The organism is Kitasatospora sp. NPDC088160 (genome assembly GCF_044741445.1).
Lineage (GTDB): Bacteria > Actinomycetota > Actinomycetes > Streptomycetales > Streptomycetaceae > Kitasatospora.
Window position 1 is genome coordinate 206014 of sequence record NZ_JBIUSS010000012.1, and the last position, 17151, is coordinate 223164.

At 73.3% G+C, this 17151-nt stretch carries 11 protein-coding genes and 1 other RNA gene; 2 read left to right on the top strand and 10 right to left on the bottom strand.

The window, feature by feature from the left end; all coding sequences use genetic code 11:
- Positions 1-466 precede the first annotated feature (466 nt).
- The 7 genes from ACIOGZ_RS20770 to ftsE form a co-directional block, all read right to left on the bottom strand.
- Positions 467-1939: an NAD-dependent malic enzyme gene (locus ACIOGZ_RS20770; protein ID WP_063349178.1), complete on the bottom strand. Its 1473-nt coding sequence runs from the start codon at positions 1937-1939 to the stop codon at positions 467-469.
- Positions 1940-2262: 323 nt separating this feature from the next.
- A complete protein-coding gene (locus ACIOGZ_RS20775; RefSeq protein WP_363587207.1) occupies positions 2263-4566 on the bottom strand; it encodes a UvrD-helicase domain-containing protein in 2304 nt (767 codons plus the stop codon).
- Positions 4567-4694: 128 nt separating this feature from the next.
- Positions 4695-5076: a transfer-messenger RNA gene (gene ssrA, locus ACIOGZ_RS20780) on the bottom strand.
- Between the two features lie 85 nt (positions 5077-5161).
- The gene (smpB, locus tag ACIOGZ_RS20785; RefSeq protein WP_350881115.1) at positions 5162-5638 is read right to left on the bottom strand and encodes an SsrA-binding protein SmpB; all 477 of its coding nucleotides are present in this window, start codon (positions 5636-5638) and stop codon (positions 5162-5164) included.
- 43 nt (positions 5639-5681) lie between these two features.
- The gene (locus ACIOGZ_RS20790; RefSeq protein ID WP_363628098.1) at positions 5682-6818 is read right to left on the bottom strand and encodes a S41 family peptidase; all 1137 of its coding nucleotides are present in this window, start codon (positions 6816-6818) and stop codon (positions 5682-5684) included.
- 110 nt (positions 6819-6928) lie between these two features.
- Positions 6929-7840: a permease-like cell division protein FtsX gene (ftsX, locus tag ACIOGZ_RS20795; RefSeq protein WP_350881111.1), complete on the bottom strand. Its 912-nt coding sequence runs from the start codon at positions 7838-7840 to the stop codon at positions 6929-6931.
- 86 nt (positions 7841-7926) lie between these two features.
- Positions 7927-8616 carry a cell division ATP-binding protein FtsE gene (gene ftsE, locus ACIOGZ_RS20800; protein ID WP_063349173.1) on the bottom strand — a complete coding sequence of 230 codons (690 nt, stop codon included), beginning with the start codon at positions 8614-8616 and terminating at the stop codon, positions 7927-7929.
- A 351-nt stretch (positions 8617-8967) separates the two neighbouring features.
- Between ftsE and ACIOGZ_RS20805 the strand changes: the two genes are divergently transcribed.
- Positions 8968-9162: a hypothetical protein gene (locus ACIOGZ_RS20805; protein WP_363370334.1), complete on the top strand. Its 195-nt coding sequence runs from the start codon at positions 8968-8970 to the stop codon at positions 9160-9162.
- Positions 9163-9229: 67 nt separating this feature from the next.
- On the opposite strand, the gene prfB is transcribed toward ACIOGZ_RS20805, so the two are convergent.
- The 3 genes from prfB to ACIOGZ_RS20820 all read right to left on the bottom strand — a co-directional run bounded on the left by prfB (position 9230) and on the right by ACIOGZ_RS20820 (position 13830).
- Entirely contained in the window at positions 9230-10342 is a 1113-nt protein-coding gene (gene prfB / locus ACIOGZ_RS20810; RefSeq protein ID WP_363587366.1) for a peptide chain release factor 2, read from the bottom strand.
- Positions 10343-10422: 80 nt separating this feature from the next.
- Complete coding sequence (locus ACIOGZ_RS20815) at positions 10423-11682, bottom strand: serine/threonine-protein kinase (protein ID WP_363587364.1); 1260 nt, start codon at positions 11680-11682, stop codon at positions 10423-10425.
- A gap of 228 nt (positions 11683-11910) precedes the next feature.
- On the bottom strand, positions 11911-13830 hold the full coding sequence (locus ACIOGZ_RS20820) for a protein kinase (protein ID WP_400986693.1): 1920 nt from the start codon (positions 13828-13830) through the stop codon (positions 11911-11913).
- Positions 13831-14150: 320 nt separating this feature from the next.
- Between ACIOGZ_RS20820 and ACIOGZ_RS20825 the strand changes: the two genes are divergently transcribed.
- Positions 14151-17105, top strand: coding sequence for an FtsK/SpoIIIE domain-containing protein (locus tag ACIOGZ_RS20825; RefSeq protein ID WP_363587360.1), 2955 nt, complete (start codon positions 14151-14153; stop codon positions 17103-17105).
- Positions 17106-17151 lie beyond the last annotated feature (46 nt).

The window sequence follows — 17151 nt, forward strand, 5'->3', positions numbered from 1 at the left end:
TCGGTACTCCCACCGGGGGGCACCCGGATAGGCCGCAGGTCCGCACACTGTGCTCATGCAGGCAATGCGTGGTCGCAGGCCGGGTCCGTACCCGATGCCGCGCGCCGGTGCCGTCGAAGGCCCGTCCGCCTGCCTGGATACGAATCCTGCCCCGACCAGCCCCGAGAAAGCCAATCGGGCCCCGGCCACGACACCCGAACGAACCCCACCCGTTGGAGGTGTGACGCTCCGTCGGCTCCGGCGGACCGGGCCCGGGCGGCGGTCGGGATGACGCGCCGGAAGACCAGGGGGACGTTCCGTACTTGTCGGACACGCCTGCCCCGTGCAGGGCTACCGTACGCCCTAGGCACGACAAGCCCAAACACGCCCCTCGCCCTTGTGTCGCAAGGGTTCGGGGCGGGCTCGGGCGGGTAAGGCCGCTATTCGGACATTTGACCGATCAGCGACACGTCGGCCGCCTCGCCGGTCAGAGCTTGACGGTGGGGAAGGAGGAGGCGTCGAGCGTGCCGACGATTCCCGGGGTCGGACGGGCCGGCTCCGTGCTCTCCTGGACGCCCGCCAGCGCCGCCTCGCGCACCGCCGAGGCGACCGTCTTGGCGACGTCCTTGTGGAAGACGCTCGGGATGATGTAGTTGGCGTTCAGCTCGTCGTCGGCGACGGTGGTGGCCAGCGCCCGGGCGGCGGCGATCATCATCTCGGTGTTGACGGTGCGGCTCTGGGCGTCCAGGAGGCCGCGGAAGACACCCGGGAAGACCAGCACGTTGTTGATCTGGTTGGGGAAGTCGCTGCGGCCGGTGGCGACCACGGCGGCGGTCTGCCGGGCGATGGCCGGGTCGACCTCCGGGTCCGGGTTGGCCAGCGCGAAGACGATCGAGTCCTCGGCCATGGTGGCCAGGTCGTCGCCGTCCAGGACGTTCGGGGCCGAGACGCCGATGAAGACGTCGGCGTCCGCCACGGCCTCCTTGAGGCTGCCCGTGCGGCCCGAGCGGTTGGTGTGCTCGGCGATCCAGCGCAGGCTGTCGTTGAGGTCCTCCCGGCCCTGGTGGACCACACCGCGCACGTCCGCCACGGTGGCGTGCTCGACGCCGGCCGCCAGCAGCAGCTTGAGGATCGCGGTACCGGCGGCGCCGGCGCCCGACATCACCACCCGGATGTCGCTGATCTCCTTGCCGACCACCTTCAGCGCGTTGGTGAGGGCGGCCAGCACCACGATCGCGGTGCCGTGCTGGTCGTCGTGGAAGACCGGGATGTCCAGGGCCTCGCGCAGCCGGGCCTCGATCTCGAAGCAGCGCGGCGCGGAGATGTCCTCCAGGTTGATGCCCGCGAAGCCGGGGGCGATCGCCTTGACGATGGCCACGATCTCGTCGGTGTCCTGGGTGTCCAGGCAGATCGGCCAGGCGTCGATCCCGGCGAAGCGCTTGAACAGGGCCGCCTTGCCCTCCATGACCGGCAGCGCGGCGGCCGGGCCGATGTTGCCCAGGCCCAGCACCGCCGAGCCGTCGGTGACCACAGCGACGCTATTGCGCTTGATGGTGAGGCGGCGGGCGTCCTCGGGGTTCTCGGCGATCGCCATGCAGACCCGGGCGACGCCCGGGGTGTAGATCATGCTGAGGTCGTCACGGTTGCGGATCGGGAGCTTGGACGACATCTCGATCTTGCCGCCGAGGTGCATCAGGAAGGTGCGGTCCGAGACCTTGCCGATCGACACGCCGTCGATCGCCCGCAGCTTCTCGACGATCTCCTCGCCGTGCGCGACCGAGGAGGCCGCCACCGTCACGTCGATCCGCAGCGCCTCCAGGCCGGAGGCGGTGACGTCGAGACCGGTCACCGAACCGCCGGAGGACTCCACGGCCGTGGTGATCGCACTGACGGCGTTGCCCCGGGCCGGGACCTCCAGCCGCACCGTGATCGAGTTGGAGACACTGGGCACCGTCGCCATCGACGCTTCCTTCTTCCGTCCGTGCGGCAGGTTCAACATTTTGTTGAAGGCATCGCCTGCGCATGCTAGACCTCGATCGTCGCACCTTCCAAGGGATAGCCAGAAATAACGTTCATTGAGTGTGCGGACCCGACAACTTCTTGCCTCTCCGGGCCGATGCGTTACATTGGACGGGACACCGGCTCGATCCAAGCCCCCGGGCCCAACCTTCGTCCCTTCGAGGGACCACTTGCCGCGAGGCGAGCATGGCGGGTCGGTGTCACTAACGTCTGAAGGCCCCTCACCATCCGGTGAGGGGCCTTCTTCGTCCGGCGGACCGGCCGTCAGCCGTGCAGCAGCGCGGGCACGCCGGCCGCGTCCGGCAGGTCGTCCGGACCGGACAGCACGGTCAGCCGCTGGGTCGCCCGGGTGAGCGCCACGTACAGCACCCGCAGGCCGGCCTCCGACTCGCCGGCGATGCCGGTCGGGTCGGCCACCACGGTCGCGTCGTACTCCAGACCCTTCGCCTCCAGGCTGCCCAGCACCACCGCCCGCTCGCCCAGGCCCTCGGCCCAGCCGGCCGCCTCGGCCCGGCGGTCCATCGGCACCACGATCGCCACGGTGCCGTCCACCTCGCCCAGCAGCCGCTCCAGCTCCGCCCGGGCCGCCGCGCCGAAGGCCTCCGGGGCGGGGTCCACGACGGCCGCGAAGCGCGGCTCGACGCCGACCCGGCGCACCGCGGTCGGCGACGGGGTGCCCGGCGCGGCCAGCGCCAGCACCTTGGCCGCGACCTCGGCGATCTCCGCCGGGTTGCGGTAGTTGACGGTCAGCGTGAAGCGGCGGCGCGGCTTGCCGGACAGCACCTCGTCCAGCGCGGCCTGCGCCTCCTGCGGGAACGGCCAGGAGGACTGCGCCGGGTCGCCGACGATCGTCCAGGTCGCCATCCGGGCCCGGCGGCCGATCATCCGCCACTGCATCGGGGTGAGGTCCTGCGCCTCGTCCACGATCACGTGCGCGTACTCGGTGCGCTCGACGGGGACGCGCTCGCGCTGGCGGGAGCTGCGGTCGGCGAAGGTGGTGACCTCCTCCAGCCCGCTCAGCAGGTCCACCGCGTCCACCTCGCGCACCTTCGGCCGGGCCGCCTCGCCGAGCAGCACCTGGAGCTCGTCCACCAGCGCGACGTCGTGCGCGGACAGCGCGCCCTCGCCGTTCGGGGACAGCCGGCGCCAGGACGCCGCCAGCAGCCTCGCCTCGTCCGGGGAGACGGCGCGGCGGGCGATCCGGTTGATGTGCCGGTGCTGCTTGAGCGTGCCGAGCACCCGGCGCGGGGTCACGGCGGGCCACCAGGCGTCCAGGAAGTCCAGGAACGACGCCTCGTCCGAGACGTACTCGTCGAAGGACTCCTTCTCCTCCTGGCGCTGCTCGCGGGCGTAGTGGTCGGTCGGCTTCGGCAGGTGCCGGGTGACCTCCTGCCACAGGGCGTCCAGCAGCAGGCGGCGGGCGCGCGGGCGCAGCAGGTTCAGCGGGGTGCCGCCGGAGCCGATCACGTTGCCGCGCACGGCCTTGAGTCGGCCCGCGTCCAGCTTGAGCACCTCGCCGCGGGCGACCACCTTCAGCTCCTGCGGCGCGCCCAGCTCCAGCGCGGCCCGGGCCGCCCGGCGCAGCAGCTGAACCATCCGGCCCGAGCCCTTGACCCGGGCCGCCTCCGGACTGTCGTAGGTGCCCGCCTCGATGCCGTCCACCAGCGAGCCGACCGCGCGGATGGCGACCTGCCCCTCCTCGCCGAGCGAGGGCAGCACGCCCTCGGTGTAGGAGACCAGCAGCGGGGTCGGCGAGACCACCAGGATGCCCCCGGCGTAGCGGCGGCGGTCCTGGTACAGCAGGTACGCGGCGCGGTGCAGGGCCACGGCGGTCTTGCCGGTGCCCGGGCCGCCGGTGACGAGCGTGGCGCCGGCGGCGGCCGCCCGGATCACCTCGTCCTGCTCCTTCTGGATGGAGGAGACGATGTCGCGCATCGAGTGGCTGCGGGCGCGGCCGAGCGAGGCCATCAGCGCGCCGTCGCCGACCACCGCCAGCTCCCGGCCGTTCAGGGTCGGGGTGAGGTCGGGACGCAGCAGGTCGTCCTCGACGCCGATCACCCGGCGCCCCTTGGACCGGATCACCCGGCGGCGGACCACCCGGCCCGGCTCGACCGGGGTGGCGCGGTAGAACGGCGCGGCGGCGGGCGCCCGCCAGTCGATCACCAGCGGACCGTACTCGGCATCCAGCACGCCCAGACGGCCGATGTGCAGGGTCTCGGCGACGGCCGGGTCGGCCGGGTCGAGCGGCGTGTCGGAGGGGATGCCGTGTTCCTCCGGGGCGTCCGCCCGCTGGAGGTCGATCCGGCCGAACAGGAAGTCCTCGAACTCGTTGTTCAGGCGCTGGAGGTGGGCGCCGGCCCGGTAGACCTGGGCGTCGCGCTCGGCGAGCGCGCCGGGGGTGCCGACGTGGACCCGCTTGGCGGCGTCCTCCAGGATGTACTCGGCCTCGGCGAGTTTCTCCTCCAGCCGGCGGTAGACGGTGTCGAGGTGCTGCTGCTCACCGGCGATCTCGCGCTCGCGCGCGGTCTCGCGGTCGGTGGCGGCGGTGGTGTCCGTGTTGCTCTGCATGGCCTCGGTGGTAGCGGCGGAATCCGGCTCCGGAAAACGAGCGGACGGATGATCCTACGCCCCAACCGGGGTAAACGTGAAGGCCGCCCACCGCAAAGCGGTGGACGGCCTTCACTGTCAACATGGGGTGGTGGAGATGCCGGGAATCGAACCCGGGTCCAGTGGAGTTAATTCAGGGCTTCTCCGAGCGCAGTCCGCTGTGATTTTCTCGGCCCTGGCAGTCACACGGACAAGCCGCCAACAGGCCCAGCTGCTGTTTGATTTCCCATCCACCCTCGCAGCCCGGGTGGACGGTTGAGTTCCCTAGATTATGCCAGGGTCCGGGTCGGGAACTCCCCGGTCTGACACCCAAGCGCTATCGGTGCTTATTAGGCAGCGAGAGCGAACTGCTGGGAATCGCGCTTAGAGTTGGCGATTATTTTTTTGCGACACGTGGTTAACGAGATCATTGCCGCGTTCCTCGGCTCGCTTCCCCTGTTTCAACATCCCCTGTCGAAACCGATCATCCCCATGTTTTGTTGAGAAACAGCCGGACGGTGACCGTCCGTGTTGCTGCCGCCATAGTACGCGAGGCAGCGGGTGAGGGTCCAGCGGATTAACGCTGGCGCCGCCGGGCGGCCGCCACCGCACGGGCCGTCTCGCGGGTGTCCTGCTTCTCGCGCAGCGTCTGCCGCTTGTCGTACAGCTTCTTGCCGACCGCGAGCGCCAGTTCGAGCTTCACCCGGCCGTCCTTGAAGTACAGCGAGAGCGGGACGAGCGTGTGGCCCGCGTCGCGGACCGTGCTCTCGATCTTGCGGATCTCCAGCCGGTGCAGCAGCAGCTTGCGCTTGCGCCGGGCCGCGTGGTTGGTCCACGTCCCCTGGGTGTACTCGGGGATGAACACGTTGTCGATCCAGGCCTCGTGGTTCTGGATGTAGGCGTAGCCGTCGACCAGGTTGGCCCGCCCCTCGCGCAGTGACTTCACCTCCGTACCGGTGAGCACGAGGCCGCACTCGTAGGTGTCGAGGATCGTGTACTCGTGTCGCGCCTTCTTGTTCTGCGCGATCAGCTTCTGTCCGGTTTCCTTTGCCATAGCGCGGCCATTCTCGCACTTCGGCCGGTTCGGGGCAGCCCCTTTAGGCCCGGGTACCGAGCCCGGCCAGCACCCGCAGGGCGAGCGCGTCGGCGTCCTCGCCAGCCGCCGCCGGGACGTCCGGGGTCAGGCCGGTGCCCTCCGGGGAGCGGCCGGCCGGGGTGTAGTAGCGGCCGACGGTCAGCTCCAGCACGGCGCCGTCGGCGAGCCGGCTGGGCTGCTGGACGGTGCCCTTGCCGAAGGTCCGGGAGCCGACCACCACGGCGCGGCTGCGGTCCTGGAGCGCGCCGGTGAGCAGTTCGGCGGCGCTCATCGTGCCGCCGTCGACCAGCACCACCAGCGGGGTGCGCTGGTCGCCCCCGGGCGGGGCGGTCAACTCCCGGGTCTCGCCGCGCTCCTGGTACGAGCCGACCGCTCCGCCGTCCAGGAAGATCCCGGCAGTGCCGGCGGCCTCCTCGACCAACCCGCCCGAGTTGCCGCGCAGATCGAGCACCACACCGGCGTGCGGGGCGCGCAGCGCGGCGCGCACCTGATCGGTCACGCCGCTGGTGAAGGCCCGCACGGCGATCCGCAGCACGCCCTTCTCCAACTGCTCGGCGGTGACCTGCTGGCTGTCCAACAGGGCCCGCCGCAGCCGCAGTTCGCGGACCTCGCCGACACCGCGCCGCACGGCGAGGGTGACCTCGGAGCCCACCCCGCGCTCGCCGTCGCGCCCGCGCAGCCGGGCCACCACCTCGGTGACCGGCAGGTGGTCGGCCTGGTCCTGGTCGATCCGCAGCAGCCGGTCGCCGGCCTCGATCCCGGCCGTGGCGGCGGGCCCTGCGGGCGCCACCTGGGAGATCGCGGTGACGCCGTCCTGGCCGCGGCCGACCGAGAGCCCGACGCCCAGGTAGCGGCCGTCCAGTCCCTGGCTGAACGCGGCATACTCCTGGGCGCTGTAGTAGGCGCCCCAACGGTCGCCGTTGGCCCCGAGCAGGTGCTCGGCCTGCTGCTCGGACAGGGCGGTGCCGGCCGGGTCCGCCGGGAGGCCCGGGGCGGCGCCCGCGACCGGGGCGGCACCGGCGGCCGGGCGCCGCGGCGGGTCGCCCCAGGCGCCAGTGGCGGCCCCGGCGATCAGCACGACGCCGAACACCAGGCTGAGGGTGGCCACCTGACGTGCCCTGCGCGGAGTTTCCAGCATGGCACCGGAGTGTAGACACCGCGTCGGGCCCGACGGGCCGCAACGGCGGGCGAAACGGCGGCGGCCCCGGACGGCGCAGTGCCGTCCGGGGCCGCCGGGGCCGGGGATGGTCAGACCTTGAGGTACTTGCGCAGGGTGAAGAACGCCGCCACGCCGGCCATGCCCATACCGACCACGATCAGCAGCGGTATCACCGCGAGCACCGAGCCGAGGCCGATGAAGTGGATGAACTGCACCCGGTCGGCCAGCCAGTTCTGGACGAAGAAGTGCCCGCCGACCAGCAGCCCGGAGGCCATGGCCGCGCCGAGCAGCGCGGAGAACGCGGCCTCGGCGATGAACGGCATCTGGACGTAGAAGTTCGAGGCACCGACCAGGCGCATGATGCCGGTTTCGCGCCGCCTGCTGTACGCCGACACCCGGACGGTGTTGACGATCAGCAGCAGGGCGACGAACAGCATCAGCACCATGATCACGAAGGCCGCCGTCTGGAGGCCGTTGAGCAGGCCGAACAGGTTCTCCAGGATCTTCCGCTGGTCCTCCACCGACTTGACGCCGGGTTTGCCGGCGAAGGCGCTCTGGATGACGTCGTACTTGGTCGGGTCGTTCAGCTTGACCCGCCAGGACTGCGGCATCGCGTCCGGGCCCAGGACGGAGATGAGCGGGTTGTCCGGGTTCATCTCCTTCCAGTGCTTGTACGCCTCGGCGGAGCTCTCGAAGGTCGACGACTGGACCACCGAGTCCATCTTGTCCAGCTGGGCCTTGATGTCCTGCACCTGCTGGTCGGTGGCCGCACCCTTGTCGCACTGCGGCGAGTTGCGCGCGTCCGACTTGGTGCAGAAGTAGATGCTCACCTCGACCTTGTCGTACCAGTACCCCTTCATGGAGTTCACCTGGTCACGGACCAGGAGCGAGGAACCGGCCAGGGCGAGGGAGAGCGCGACACTGACCACGACCGCGATGGTCATCGTCAGGTTGCGGCGGAGACCCACACCGATCTCCGACAGGACGAACTGGGCACGCATGCGGGTAACAACTCCAGGGTCGGTACTGCTGGTCTGGCGACGCGGGCGGACGGCCCTACGGGTTCAGCGCCGGCTGCGCCGGTCGGTCAGTGCTGGTATCCGTAGACGCCGCGGGCCTGGTCGCGGACGAGCAGCCCCTTGTCGAGCTCGATGACGCGCTTGCGCATCTGGTCGACGATGGCCTGGTCGTGGGTGGCCATCAGCACCGTGGTGCCGGTGCGGTTGATGCGGTCGAGCAGCTTCATGATGCCGACCGAGTTCTGCGGGTCGAGGTTGCCGGTGGGCTCGTCCGCGATCAGCAGCATCGGACGGTTCACGAACGCGCGGGCGATCGCCACGCGCTGCTGCTCACCGCCGGAGAGCTCGCCCGGCATGCGGTCCTCCTTGCCGCCGAGGCCGACCAGCTCCAGCACCTCGGGCACCACCTTGTTGATGGCGCTCTTGGGCTTGCCGATCACTTCGAGGGCGAAGGCGACGTTCTGCGCGACCGTCTTGTTGGGCAGCAGGCGGAAGTCCTGGAAGACGGTGCCCAGCTGGCGGCGCATGTGCGGCACCTTCCAGTTGGACAGCTTGCCGAGGTCCTTGCCCAGCACGTGCACCTCGCCCGTGGAGGGACGCTCCTCGCGCAGGCACAGGCGCAGGAAGGTGGACTTACCCGAGCCGGACGAGCCGACCAGGAAGACGAACTCACCCTTCTCGATCTCCAGCGAGACGTTGTCCAGGGCGGGACGGTTCTGCTTGGGATAGGTCTTGGAGACGTTGTCGAATCTGATCACGGCTGCATCACGGAGGCCATCCTAGGCGGCGCCAGTCCTCGGTCGATCCACCCCGGGCGCCCGGCCCTGGGGCGGGTGGCGGGAGCGGAAAGGGCCGCTCCCGGTCTGGGACCATACGCGAATCGGCGGTCGGCGTGCAGGGCCCGCCCAGGACAGCCGTCGGAATCTGGGGGAGAATGTCTGGTTATGCCCCGAAAATTGGGAGGCATCTCACAGCCCGGGAGCCGGAACGGTCAGAACCTGGCAGAGTGGAGGTGGCGTCCCCGTGTTCGGGCGCTCCCCCGCACAGGGCAAGAAGAGGAACCAAAGCCCCGTCCGGTGCGTTGGCTGTAGCAGCGAGGAGGAGATCGCATGACCTGCGACCATCTGGTGTGCGCCAACTGCAACGGCCGCGTGAGTGACGGGCGCTGCGCGGTCTGCCGCGCCAACCGGGCCCGGCTGCAGGAGCAGCAGGGTCCGTTCGCGGCGCTCTCCCCCGCGATGCTGCTGGCCCTGCTGGCCGGTCTGCTCGCGGTGGCGCTGATCGCCCGGCAGGCACTGGCCTGAACCCACCGAGGCACACGAAAGGGCCCCCGACCACTGCGGTCGGGGGCCCTGTTTCGTCCGTCGGCGCCTACTGCGCGGCGGTCTCGCGCTGCTTGCGCCAGCGGATGCCGGCCTCGATGAAGCCGTCGATGTCGCCGTCCAGCACGCCCTGCGGGTTGCCGACCTCGTACTCGGTCCGGACGTCCTTGACCATCTGGTACGGGTGCAGCACGTAGGAGCGCATCTGGTTGCCCCAGGAGCTGCCGCTGTCCTTGAGCGCGTCCATCGCCGCCCGCTCCTCCTGGCGGCGCCGCTCCAGCAGCTTCGCCTGGAGGACGTTCATCGCGGACGCCTTGTTCTGGATCTGCGAGCGCTCGTTCTGGCAGGAGACCACGACACCGGTCGGGAGGTGCGTGATGCGCACCGCCGAGTCGGTGGTGTTGACGCCCTGGCCGCCGGGACCGGAGGCGCGGTAGACGTCGATCCGCAGGTCGCCCTCGTCGATGTCGACGTGGTCGGACTGCTCGACGACCGGGAGCACCTCGACACCGGCGAAGGAGGTCTGCCGGCGGCCCTGGTTGTCGAAGGGCGAGATGCGGACCAGGCGGTGGGTGCCCTGCTCGACCGACAGGGTGCCGTAGGCGTACGGCGCCTTGACCGTGAAGGTCGCGGACTTGATGCCGGCCTCTTCGGCGTACGAGGTGTCGTACACCTCGGTGGGGTACCCGTGCCGCTCGGCCCAGCGCAGGTACATGCGCATCAGCTGCTCGGCGAAGTCGGCGGCGTCGACGCCACCGGCCTCGGCACGGATGTTGATCAGCGCCTCGCGGGCGTCGTACTCGCCGGACAGGAGGGTGCGGACCTCCAGCTCCTCGACCGCCTTCTGGAGGGAGACGAGCTCGGACTCGGCCTCGACCCGGGTGTCCGCGTCGTCCTCGGCCTCGGCCAGCTCGAACAGCACGCCCAGGTCGTCGATACGGCTGCGCAGGCCCTCGACCTTGCGCAGTTCACCCTGGAGGAAGGAGAGCCGGCTGGTCACCTTCTGCGCGTTCGCGATGTCGTCCCACAGGTTGGGGGCGCCTGCCGCCTCCTCCAGGACAGCGATGTCGGCCCGGATCTTGTCCAGGTCGAGGACGGCCTCGATCGACCCCATGGTCGATTCGAGGTTCTTGAGCTCTTCGGAAGGATCGACGGCTGCCACGCCCCCAGGGTAATGGTTCCGGGGGTGGTCATGACGACACCGGGGTCCTCTGGCTCTCGCGGTACCCGCCCGACGGCCCTCTACGGCGCCCGCGGGGCCGTGCCGGACACCGTCGGGCGGGCCGGGTGGCCGGCGTCCGGGGCGGTGGCCGCGAAGGCCGTCCAGGCCGCGGCGGCGCCCGCCAGCAGCAGGACGGTGGCCAGCAGGACGGCCAGCAGCCGGCGGCGGCGCAGCAGCGCCTGCCGGTCCCGGCGGTGCCCGGTGCCCGGGGCGGTGCGCTGGGCGCGGGACTCCGCGGCGTACGCGGCCAGCTCGTCCGCGGAGGGGCGGCGCAGGCTGGTGTGGGTGTCCCGGGTGGAGTCGGGGGCGACGCCGGGCACCAGCGGGACGGCCGGGCCCCGGCGGCGCTTGTGGATGCCCGGGCCGGCGTCCACCTCGGCGTACACGGCCTCACCGGGGGTCAGCGCCTCCTCCGCCGGGGCACGGCCCTGGGAGGGGACGGCCAGCACCGGCAGGCCGGCCAGCGAGGGCAGCTGCTCGCGCAGCCGGGCGGCCAGCTCGGCGGCCCGCAGCCGGGAGGCCGGGGCCTTGGCCAGGCACTCGGAGATGATCCGCCACAGCCCGTCCGGCAGGCCCGGGATCGGCGGCACCTGCTCGGTGACGTGCCGGCGCAGCACCGCGCCGGTGTGGCCGCCGCCGAACGGGGTGAACCCGGCCAGCAGCTCGTACAGCACGGTGGCGAGGGCGTAGATGTCGACGGCGGCGCGCGGCTCCAGGCCCTCGATGATCTCCGGGGCGAGGTAGTCGGGGGTGCCGATGATCCGGGTGGCCCGGGTGCGGCGCGGGGCGTCGACCAGGCGGGCCACGCCGAAGTCGGTGAGCTTGGCGCGCGGGGCGCCGCCGGGGCCCGGGGCGGCGGCGAGGTCGAGCAGGACGTTCTCCGGCTTGACGTCGCGGTGGACGATGCCGGCGGCGTGCGCGGCGGCCAGGCCGTCGGCGACGTCCGCGATGACCGAGGCGGCGGTCTGCGGCGGGAGCGCGCCGTCGCGCTCCAGCCGGGAGCGCAGGTCGGTGCCCTGGACCAGCTCCATCACCAGGGCGAGGTCGCTGCCGTCCACGACCATGTCGCGCACGCCGACCACCCGGGGGTGGTCGAGGCTGGTCAGCGCGGCGCGCTCCTGGACGAAGCGGCCGACCAGCACCTGGTCGGCGGCCAGGTCCTCGCGCAGCAGCTTGACCGCCACCGGGCCGTCGGGCCCCTCACCGAGCCAGACCGTCCCGGCCGAACCCCGGCCGATCACCTGGTGGACGGTGTACCGGCTGCCGATCTTGCGTGCCAATGCTGCTCCGTGGGCGGCGCGGGAGCGCGCCCGGGGGTCCGGTGCGCTCGATGGGGCGGGACAACAGCGACCAACCTACGCGCCCCGGCGCCCCGCGCGGGCCGCCCGAGGGCCCTGGGCGGGCAGTCTCGGGCGAGAAATCTTATGAATTGTCGACAAAGCGTCAATCCCGCCGCGCGGGCCCGGTCCTGGACCGGGCGGCCCCGCGCGGCGGGGCCTGGCCCGGCGTCAGTTCTTCGAGCTGCCGAACAGGGCGTCCGCCCAGTCGCGCACGGTGTTGAACCAGCCCTGGACGTTGTCCCAGTAGTGCGGCAGCGACGTGAAGTTCCACAGCGCCACCCCGGCCACCACCAGCACCACCAGCACCATCAGGCACCCCTTGAGGCAGCCGAGCCCGGGGATGTACATCCGGTTGCGGCTGCGCGGGCGCCGCTCGCGCGGCGGGGCGGGCTCGCGGCGGTCCTGCTCGCGCGGCTCCTCCCGACGCTGCGGGGGCTCGCGGTGCTGCGGCGGCTCGCGGTGCTGCGGCGGCTCGGCCCGGCGCGGGACCGGGGTGGGCGGGGGCGGCGGCGGGTAGCCGCCCTGCGACTGCCCGTACGCGGCCGGAGCCGGCCGGTAGCCGCCGGGCGGCTGCGGACGTCCACCGGGCCCGGGCTGCGGCTGGCCGCCGTGACCGGTCTGCCCGGCCTGGTAGCCCTGGCCGCCCTGACCGCCCTGGTACGGCGGCGGGGCCACCGGCGGCCGCTGGGCGTACCCGGGCGGCGGCGGGCCCTGGCGCCGCTGGTCGGGGTGGTAGCCGGCCGGCGGCTGCGGTTGCTGGTAGCCCGGGCGGCCGCCCGGCCCGGCCTGGAAGGGCCGCGGGGCGACCTGCGGGTCCTCGAAGTCCTCCGGGCCGAAGTAGCCGACCTGGGTCTGCTGGTTGCGGTCCCGGGCCGCCCGTAGCTGCGTCTGCCACGGGTGCGGCGTCTCCTCCCCCGGAGCGCCCGGAGTGCCCGGAGCGCCCGGCGGGAGCGGCGGCACGACGGTGGGCGGCATCACCTGGGTGCGGTCCGGGGCCCCGAACGGCGGGGCGGGCGGCGGCTGGGTGCCCATCACCCGGGTCGCCGCAGCCGGGTCGTACTGCGCGGCCGGGTCGTACTGCGCGGCCGGGTCGTATTGCGGGGCCGGCGGGGCGGCCGGAGCCGCCGGCGACAGGCCGGGGACGCCCGCGCCTGCGCTCGGGACGGAGGTCGGGCGCGGGTCCGGCAGCAGCAGCGAGCCGACCGCGAGCGCCTCGTCCACCGCCGCCGGGGAGGCGTGCACCCCGACGCCGGCCGCCACCACCCGCAGCGCGCCGGCCAGCGAGGTCGCGGACGGCCGCTGCGCCGGGTCCTTGCGCAGGCAGCGCTCGATCACCGTCCACAGCGGCTCGGGCATGGTGCTGGGCCGCTGCGGCTCCTGCGCCAGGTGGGCGTGGAGGAGCGCGATCGCGCTGTCGCCCTGGAACGGCTGGCGGCCGGTGACCAGCTCGTACAGCATGATCCCGGCGCCGTAGACGTCCACCGCGGAAGTCTGCGGGCGGCCCTCGGCGGACTCCGGCGCGATGTAGGCGGGGGTGCCGACGAACTCGTGGGTGCGGGTGATGCCCGGGGAGTCGGCGAGGCGGGCGATGCCGAAGTCGGTCAGCATCGGGTGCATCTGCTCGGTGCCGTCCAGCACCGTGGAGGCGAGCAGCACGTTGGCCGGCTTGAGGTCGCGGTGGACGATCCCGTCCTCGTGGCTGGCCGCCAGCGCGTCCGCGACCTGGGCCATCAGCAGGGCGCCGGCGATCGGGCTGAACGGGCCGTTGGAACGCAGGTAGCGGGCCAGGTCGGGGCCGTCGATCAGGTCCATCACCAGGGCCAGCAGCTCGCCCTCGACCACCAGGTCGCGGACCCGGACGATGTTCGGATGGGTCAGTCGCAGCAGCAGCGAGCGCTCGCGCAGGAAGCGCATCACGACGTCCGGGTCGGCCGCCAGTTCCTCGCGCAGCACCTTGATCGCCACCAGCTGCCCGGGCTCGCTGCCGGGCACCTGGACGTCGGGGCGCACCCGGCCGCGCCAGACCGTCCCGGTGGCACCCCGTCCGAGGGTCTCCTCAAGCAGATACTTGCTGCCGACTGGCCGCACCTGTCGCACTCCTCGTCGTGCCGCCCGCGCGGGGCGCTCCTCCGCCGGTGCGGTGAGCCTGCCGGGCCCGTGTCTGCGGCCACTCTAACGGTGTCCGTTCAGGTTTTTGGGGCGACCGGCAGGCCATCCCGGAGGGGTTGGGGGACATCCCCTAGGGGAGTTCCCGGACCGGTTCGGCGGGCCCGCCGACAGGGCCCCCGCCGCACCGGTTGACCTGACCCTCCGTCGCCTCCACCATGGCGATGATCGCAAGATCGTCAAATCCGGTACGGTGCGCGGACTGTCCGTGACGGATGGCAGGATGGACACTCGCCACTCGTGTGGCCCAAAGGGTCGCCGCGGCCGCCCCGCGCGCCCGCGACGACACCGGGCAGCGGTACCAGGCTCCACACCAGCAGAAGGGACCCGCGGGCGAGATGCAGATCCGGCTGACCGTCCTCCGACCGCGCAGCGGCCCGACCGCCGCCGGCTCCGCCATCCCCTACGTGGACGTGCTGGTCACCGCACCCGTCGGCACCGCGCTCGGCTCCCTCGCGGGCGCCCTCGCGGGCGCCGTCGGCGTGCGCGGGCCCCGGGCCGCCACCCACGTGCACCTGTACGCCGGGGCGCACCGGGTCGACGAGCACACGCTGCTCGGCCACCCCCCGCTCCTCGACGGGGCCGTCCTCAGCCTCAACGAGGCCGACCCGACCGCCGACGACCCCGACGACACCCCCGCCGCCGCCGAACTGCGCGTGGTCGGCGGCCCGGACGCCGGCGGAGTGCACCGGCTGCACGGCCGGGAGATCCGGATCGGCCGCTCCGGCGAAGCCGACGTCCCGCTCGACGACCCCGACGTCTCCCGGCTGCACCTGGCCCTGCACCTCGCCGACGACGGCAGGATCACCGTCCGCGACCTCGGCTCCACCAACGGCACCACCCTGGACGGTCGGCTCGTCCCGCCCGGAGCCCCCGAGGAAGCCGTCCCGCTGGAAGCCGGCGCCCTGCTGCGCATCGGCGAATCCACCCTGCACGTGGCCGCCCCCGACCCGGCCGACGGCACCGGCCGCGCCGCCCTGCCCGACGGCCACGGCCACCTCCAGCTCGCCGCCCCCGGCCCGGTCCGCCCCACCCCGCCGGTGGCCGAACCGCCAGCGGCCCCCGAACCCGCCCCCGGCCGCGGCCGCGGCCTGCTCTCGCTGCGGCTCGGCCGCACCGCCGAACCGCCCGGCCAGGAGAGCGCCGAACGCCACCACACCGCCGTACGGCTGCGCCAGGCCGCCGCCCAGCGCGAACGATGGCCGGATCTCGCCACCCTGCTGCTCAACGCCGTCGGCCCCGGCCCCCGGCTCTGGGAGCGCGGCCCCGGCCACCCCGACGCGCTCACCCTGCGCCTGGGCACCGCCGACCGCCCCGGCGGCCCCGGCACCGCGCCCGGCACCATGCTGCCCGCCGTCCCCGTCACCCTCGACCTGCAGACCGCCGGCAGCCTCGGCCTCAGCGGCCCGCGCGAACGCCTGGACGCGCTCACCCGCGCCGTCGTCGCCCAGCTCGCCGCCCTGCACCCGCCGACCGGCCTGAGCCTGGTCGTCGTCGACGCCGACCAGGCCCGCACCCCCGAAGAACGCGCGGACACCTGGGCCTGGGCCCTCTGGCTGCCCCACCTGCGCCCCGCCGACGGCCAGGACTGCCGCCTGCTGCTCGGCCTCGACGACGAACAGGCCACCGCCCGGCTGACCGAACTCACCGCCCGGCTCAGCGGCCCGGCCGGCCTCGGCGGCCACCCCGCCACCGTCGTCGTGGTGGACGGCCGCCCGACCACCGAGACCGCCCGGCAGGCCGTCGACCTGCTGCTGCGCCAGGGCCCGGCCGTCGGCATCTTCCCGGTCTGCCTCGCCGAGCAGCCCGAACTGCTCCCCCGCGGCCTCGGCGCCACCGCCCTGATCACCGGCGAGGTCGGCACCCAGCTCTCCCTCGACCGCCCCGTCGCCCGCGGCCGGGAGACCTTGCACGAGGTCTCCCTGGACGCCGTCTCCGACGCCTGGGCCGAACGGCTCGCCCGCGTGCTCGCCCCGCTGCGCGAGGCCGCCCCGGCCGCCCGCGGCCCGCTGCCCGACGCGCTGCGGCTGCTCGACCTGCTCCAGCTCGACACCGTCACCCCGGCCAAGCTGTCCGCCCGCTGGGCGGCGCACGCCGGCGGCATCGGAGCCGCCACCGCGCTGCTCGGCACCACCCGGGACGAGCTCTGCACGCTCGACCTGGCCGACCCCGAACTCGCCCTCCCCTCCCCCGACCCGGGCGGCCCGCACCTGCTCATCGGCGGCGCCCGCGGCTCCGGCAAGACCGAGCTGCTGCGCACCCTGGTCGCCTCGCTCGCCGTCTCCGAACGCCCCGAGCGCCTCACCGTCACCCTCATCGAGGGCCGGTCCACCGAGGACGGCCTGGACGGCTGCACCGAACTGCCGCACGTCACCGGTCTGGTGAACGCCGCCGACGACCCGCGGGCCGCGCTGCTCGCCGCGGAGGCCCTGGAGGACGAACTCGCCCTGCGCGAGCGGCTGTTCGACGGACTGGACTTCGCCTCCTGGCACGCCGCCCGCATCCTGGACGGACAGAGCCTGGACGCACAGAGCCTGGACGGGCAGGGCCTGGCCGGACAGAGCCTCGTCGGACACCCGGCCGTCCCGGTGCCCGCCGTCGTCGGCGCGGCCTCCGCCGCCACCCCGAAGATCATCCACCCGCGCAGCGGCGACGGCGCCCGGCCGGTCACCTCCCCCGCCGCCGTCCCCTGCCCCGCCCGCCTGGTCGTCGTCGTGGACGACTACGACGCCCTGCTCTCCCCCACCTCCCCGGCCGGCCGCCCGCTCGCCCGCGCCCTCGCCGCCGTCGCCCGCCACGGCGGCCCGCTCGGCGTCCACCTCGCGGTCACCACCGGCCACCCGGAGGAGAGCGCCGGCACCGAGGTCGACGAGGCCGCCCTGCTCCGCATCGCGCTGCGCACCGAGGACCCGGCCGACTCCGACCTGCTGATCCACCTCGGCGACGCGGCCGCCCTGCCCGAGGACACCCCCGGCCGCGGCTACCTGCGCCTGCCGGACGGCGGCGTCACCGCCTTCCAGACCGCCCGGATCAGCGGCCGCATCCCGCGCACCGCCACCCTGCGCCCCACCGTCGTCGCGATCGACCCGCTCCAACTCGGCGCCCCACCCGCCCGCCGCCCGGTCCGCGAACTCGGCAACGGCCCCACCGACCTCGCCCTCCTCGCCAGCGCCCTCCAACGCGCGGCCGCCCACTGACCGGGCAGAACGACCTCCACCGCCCCTGCCGCGATCACCATCGCGG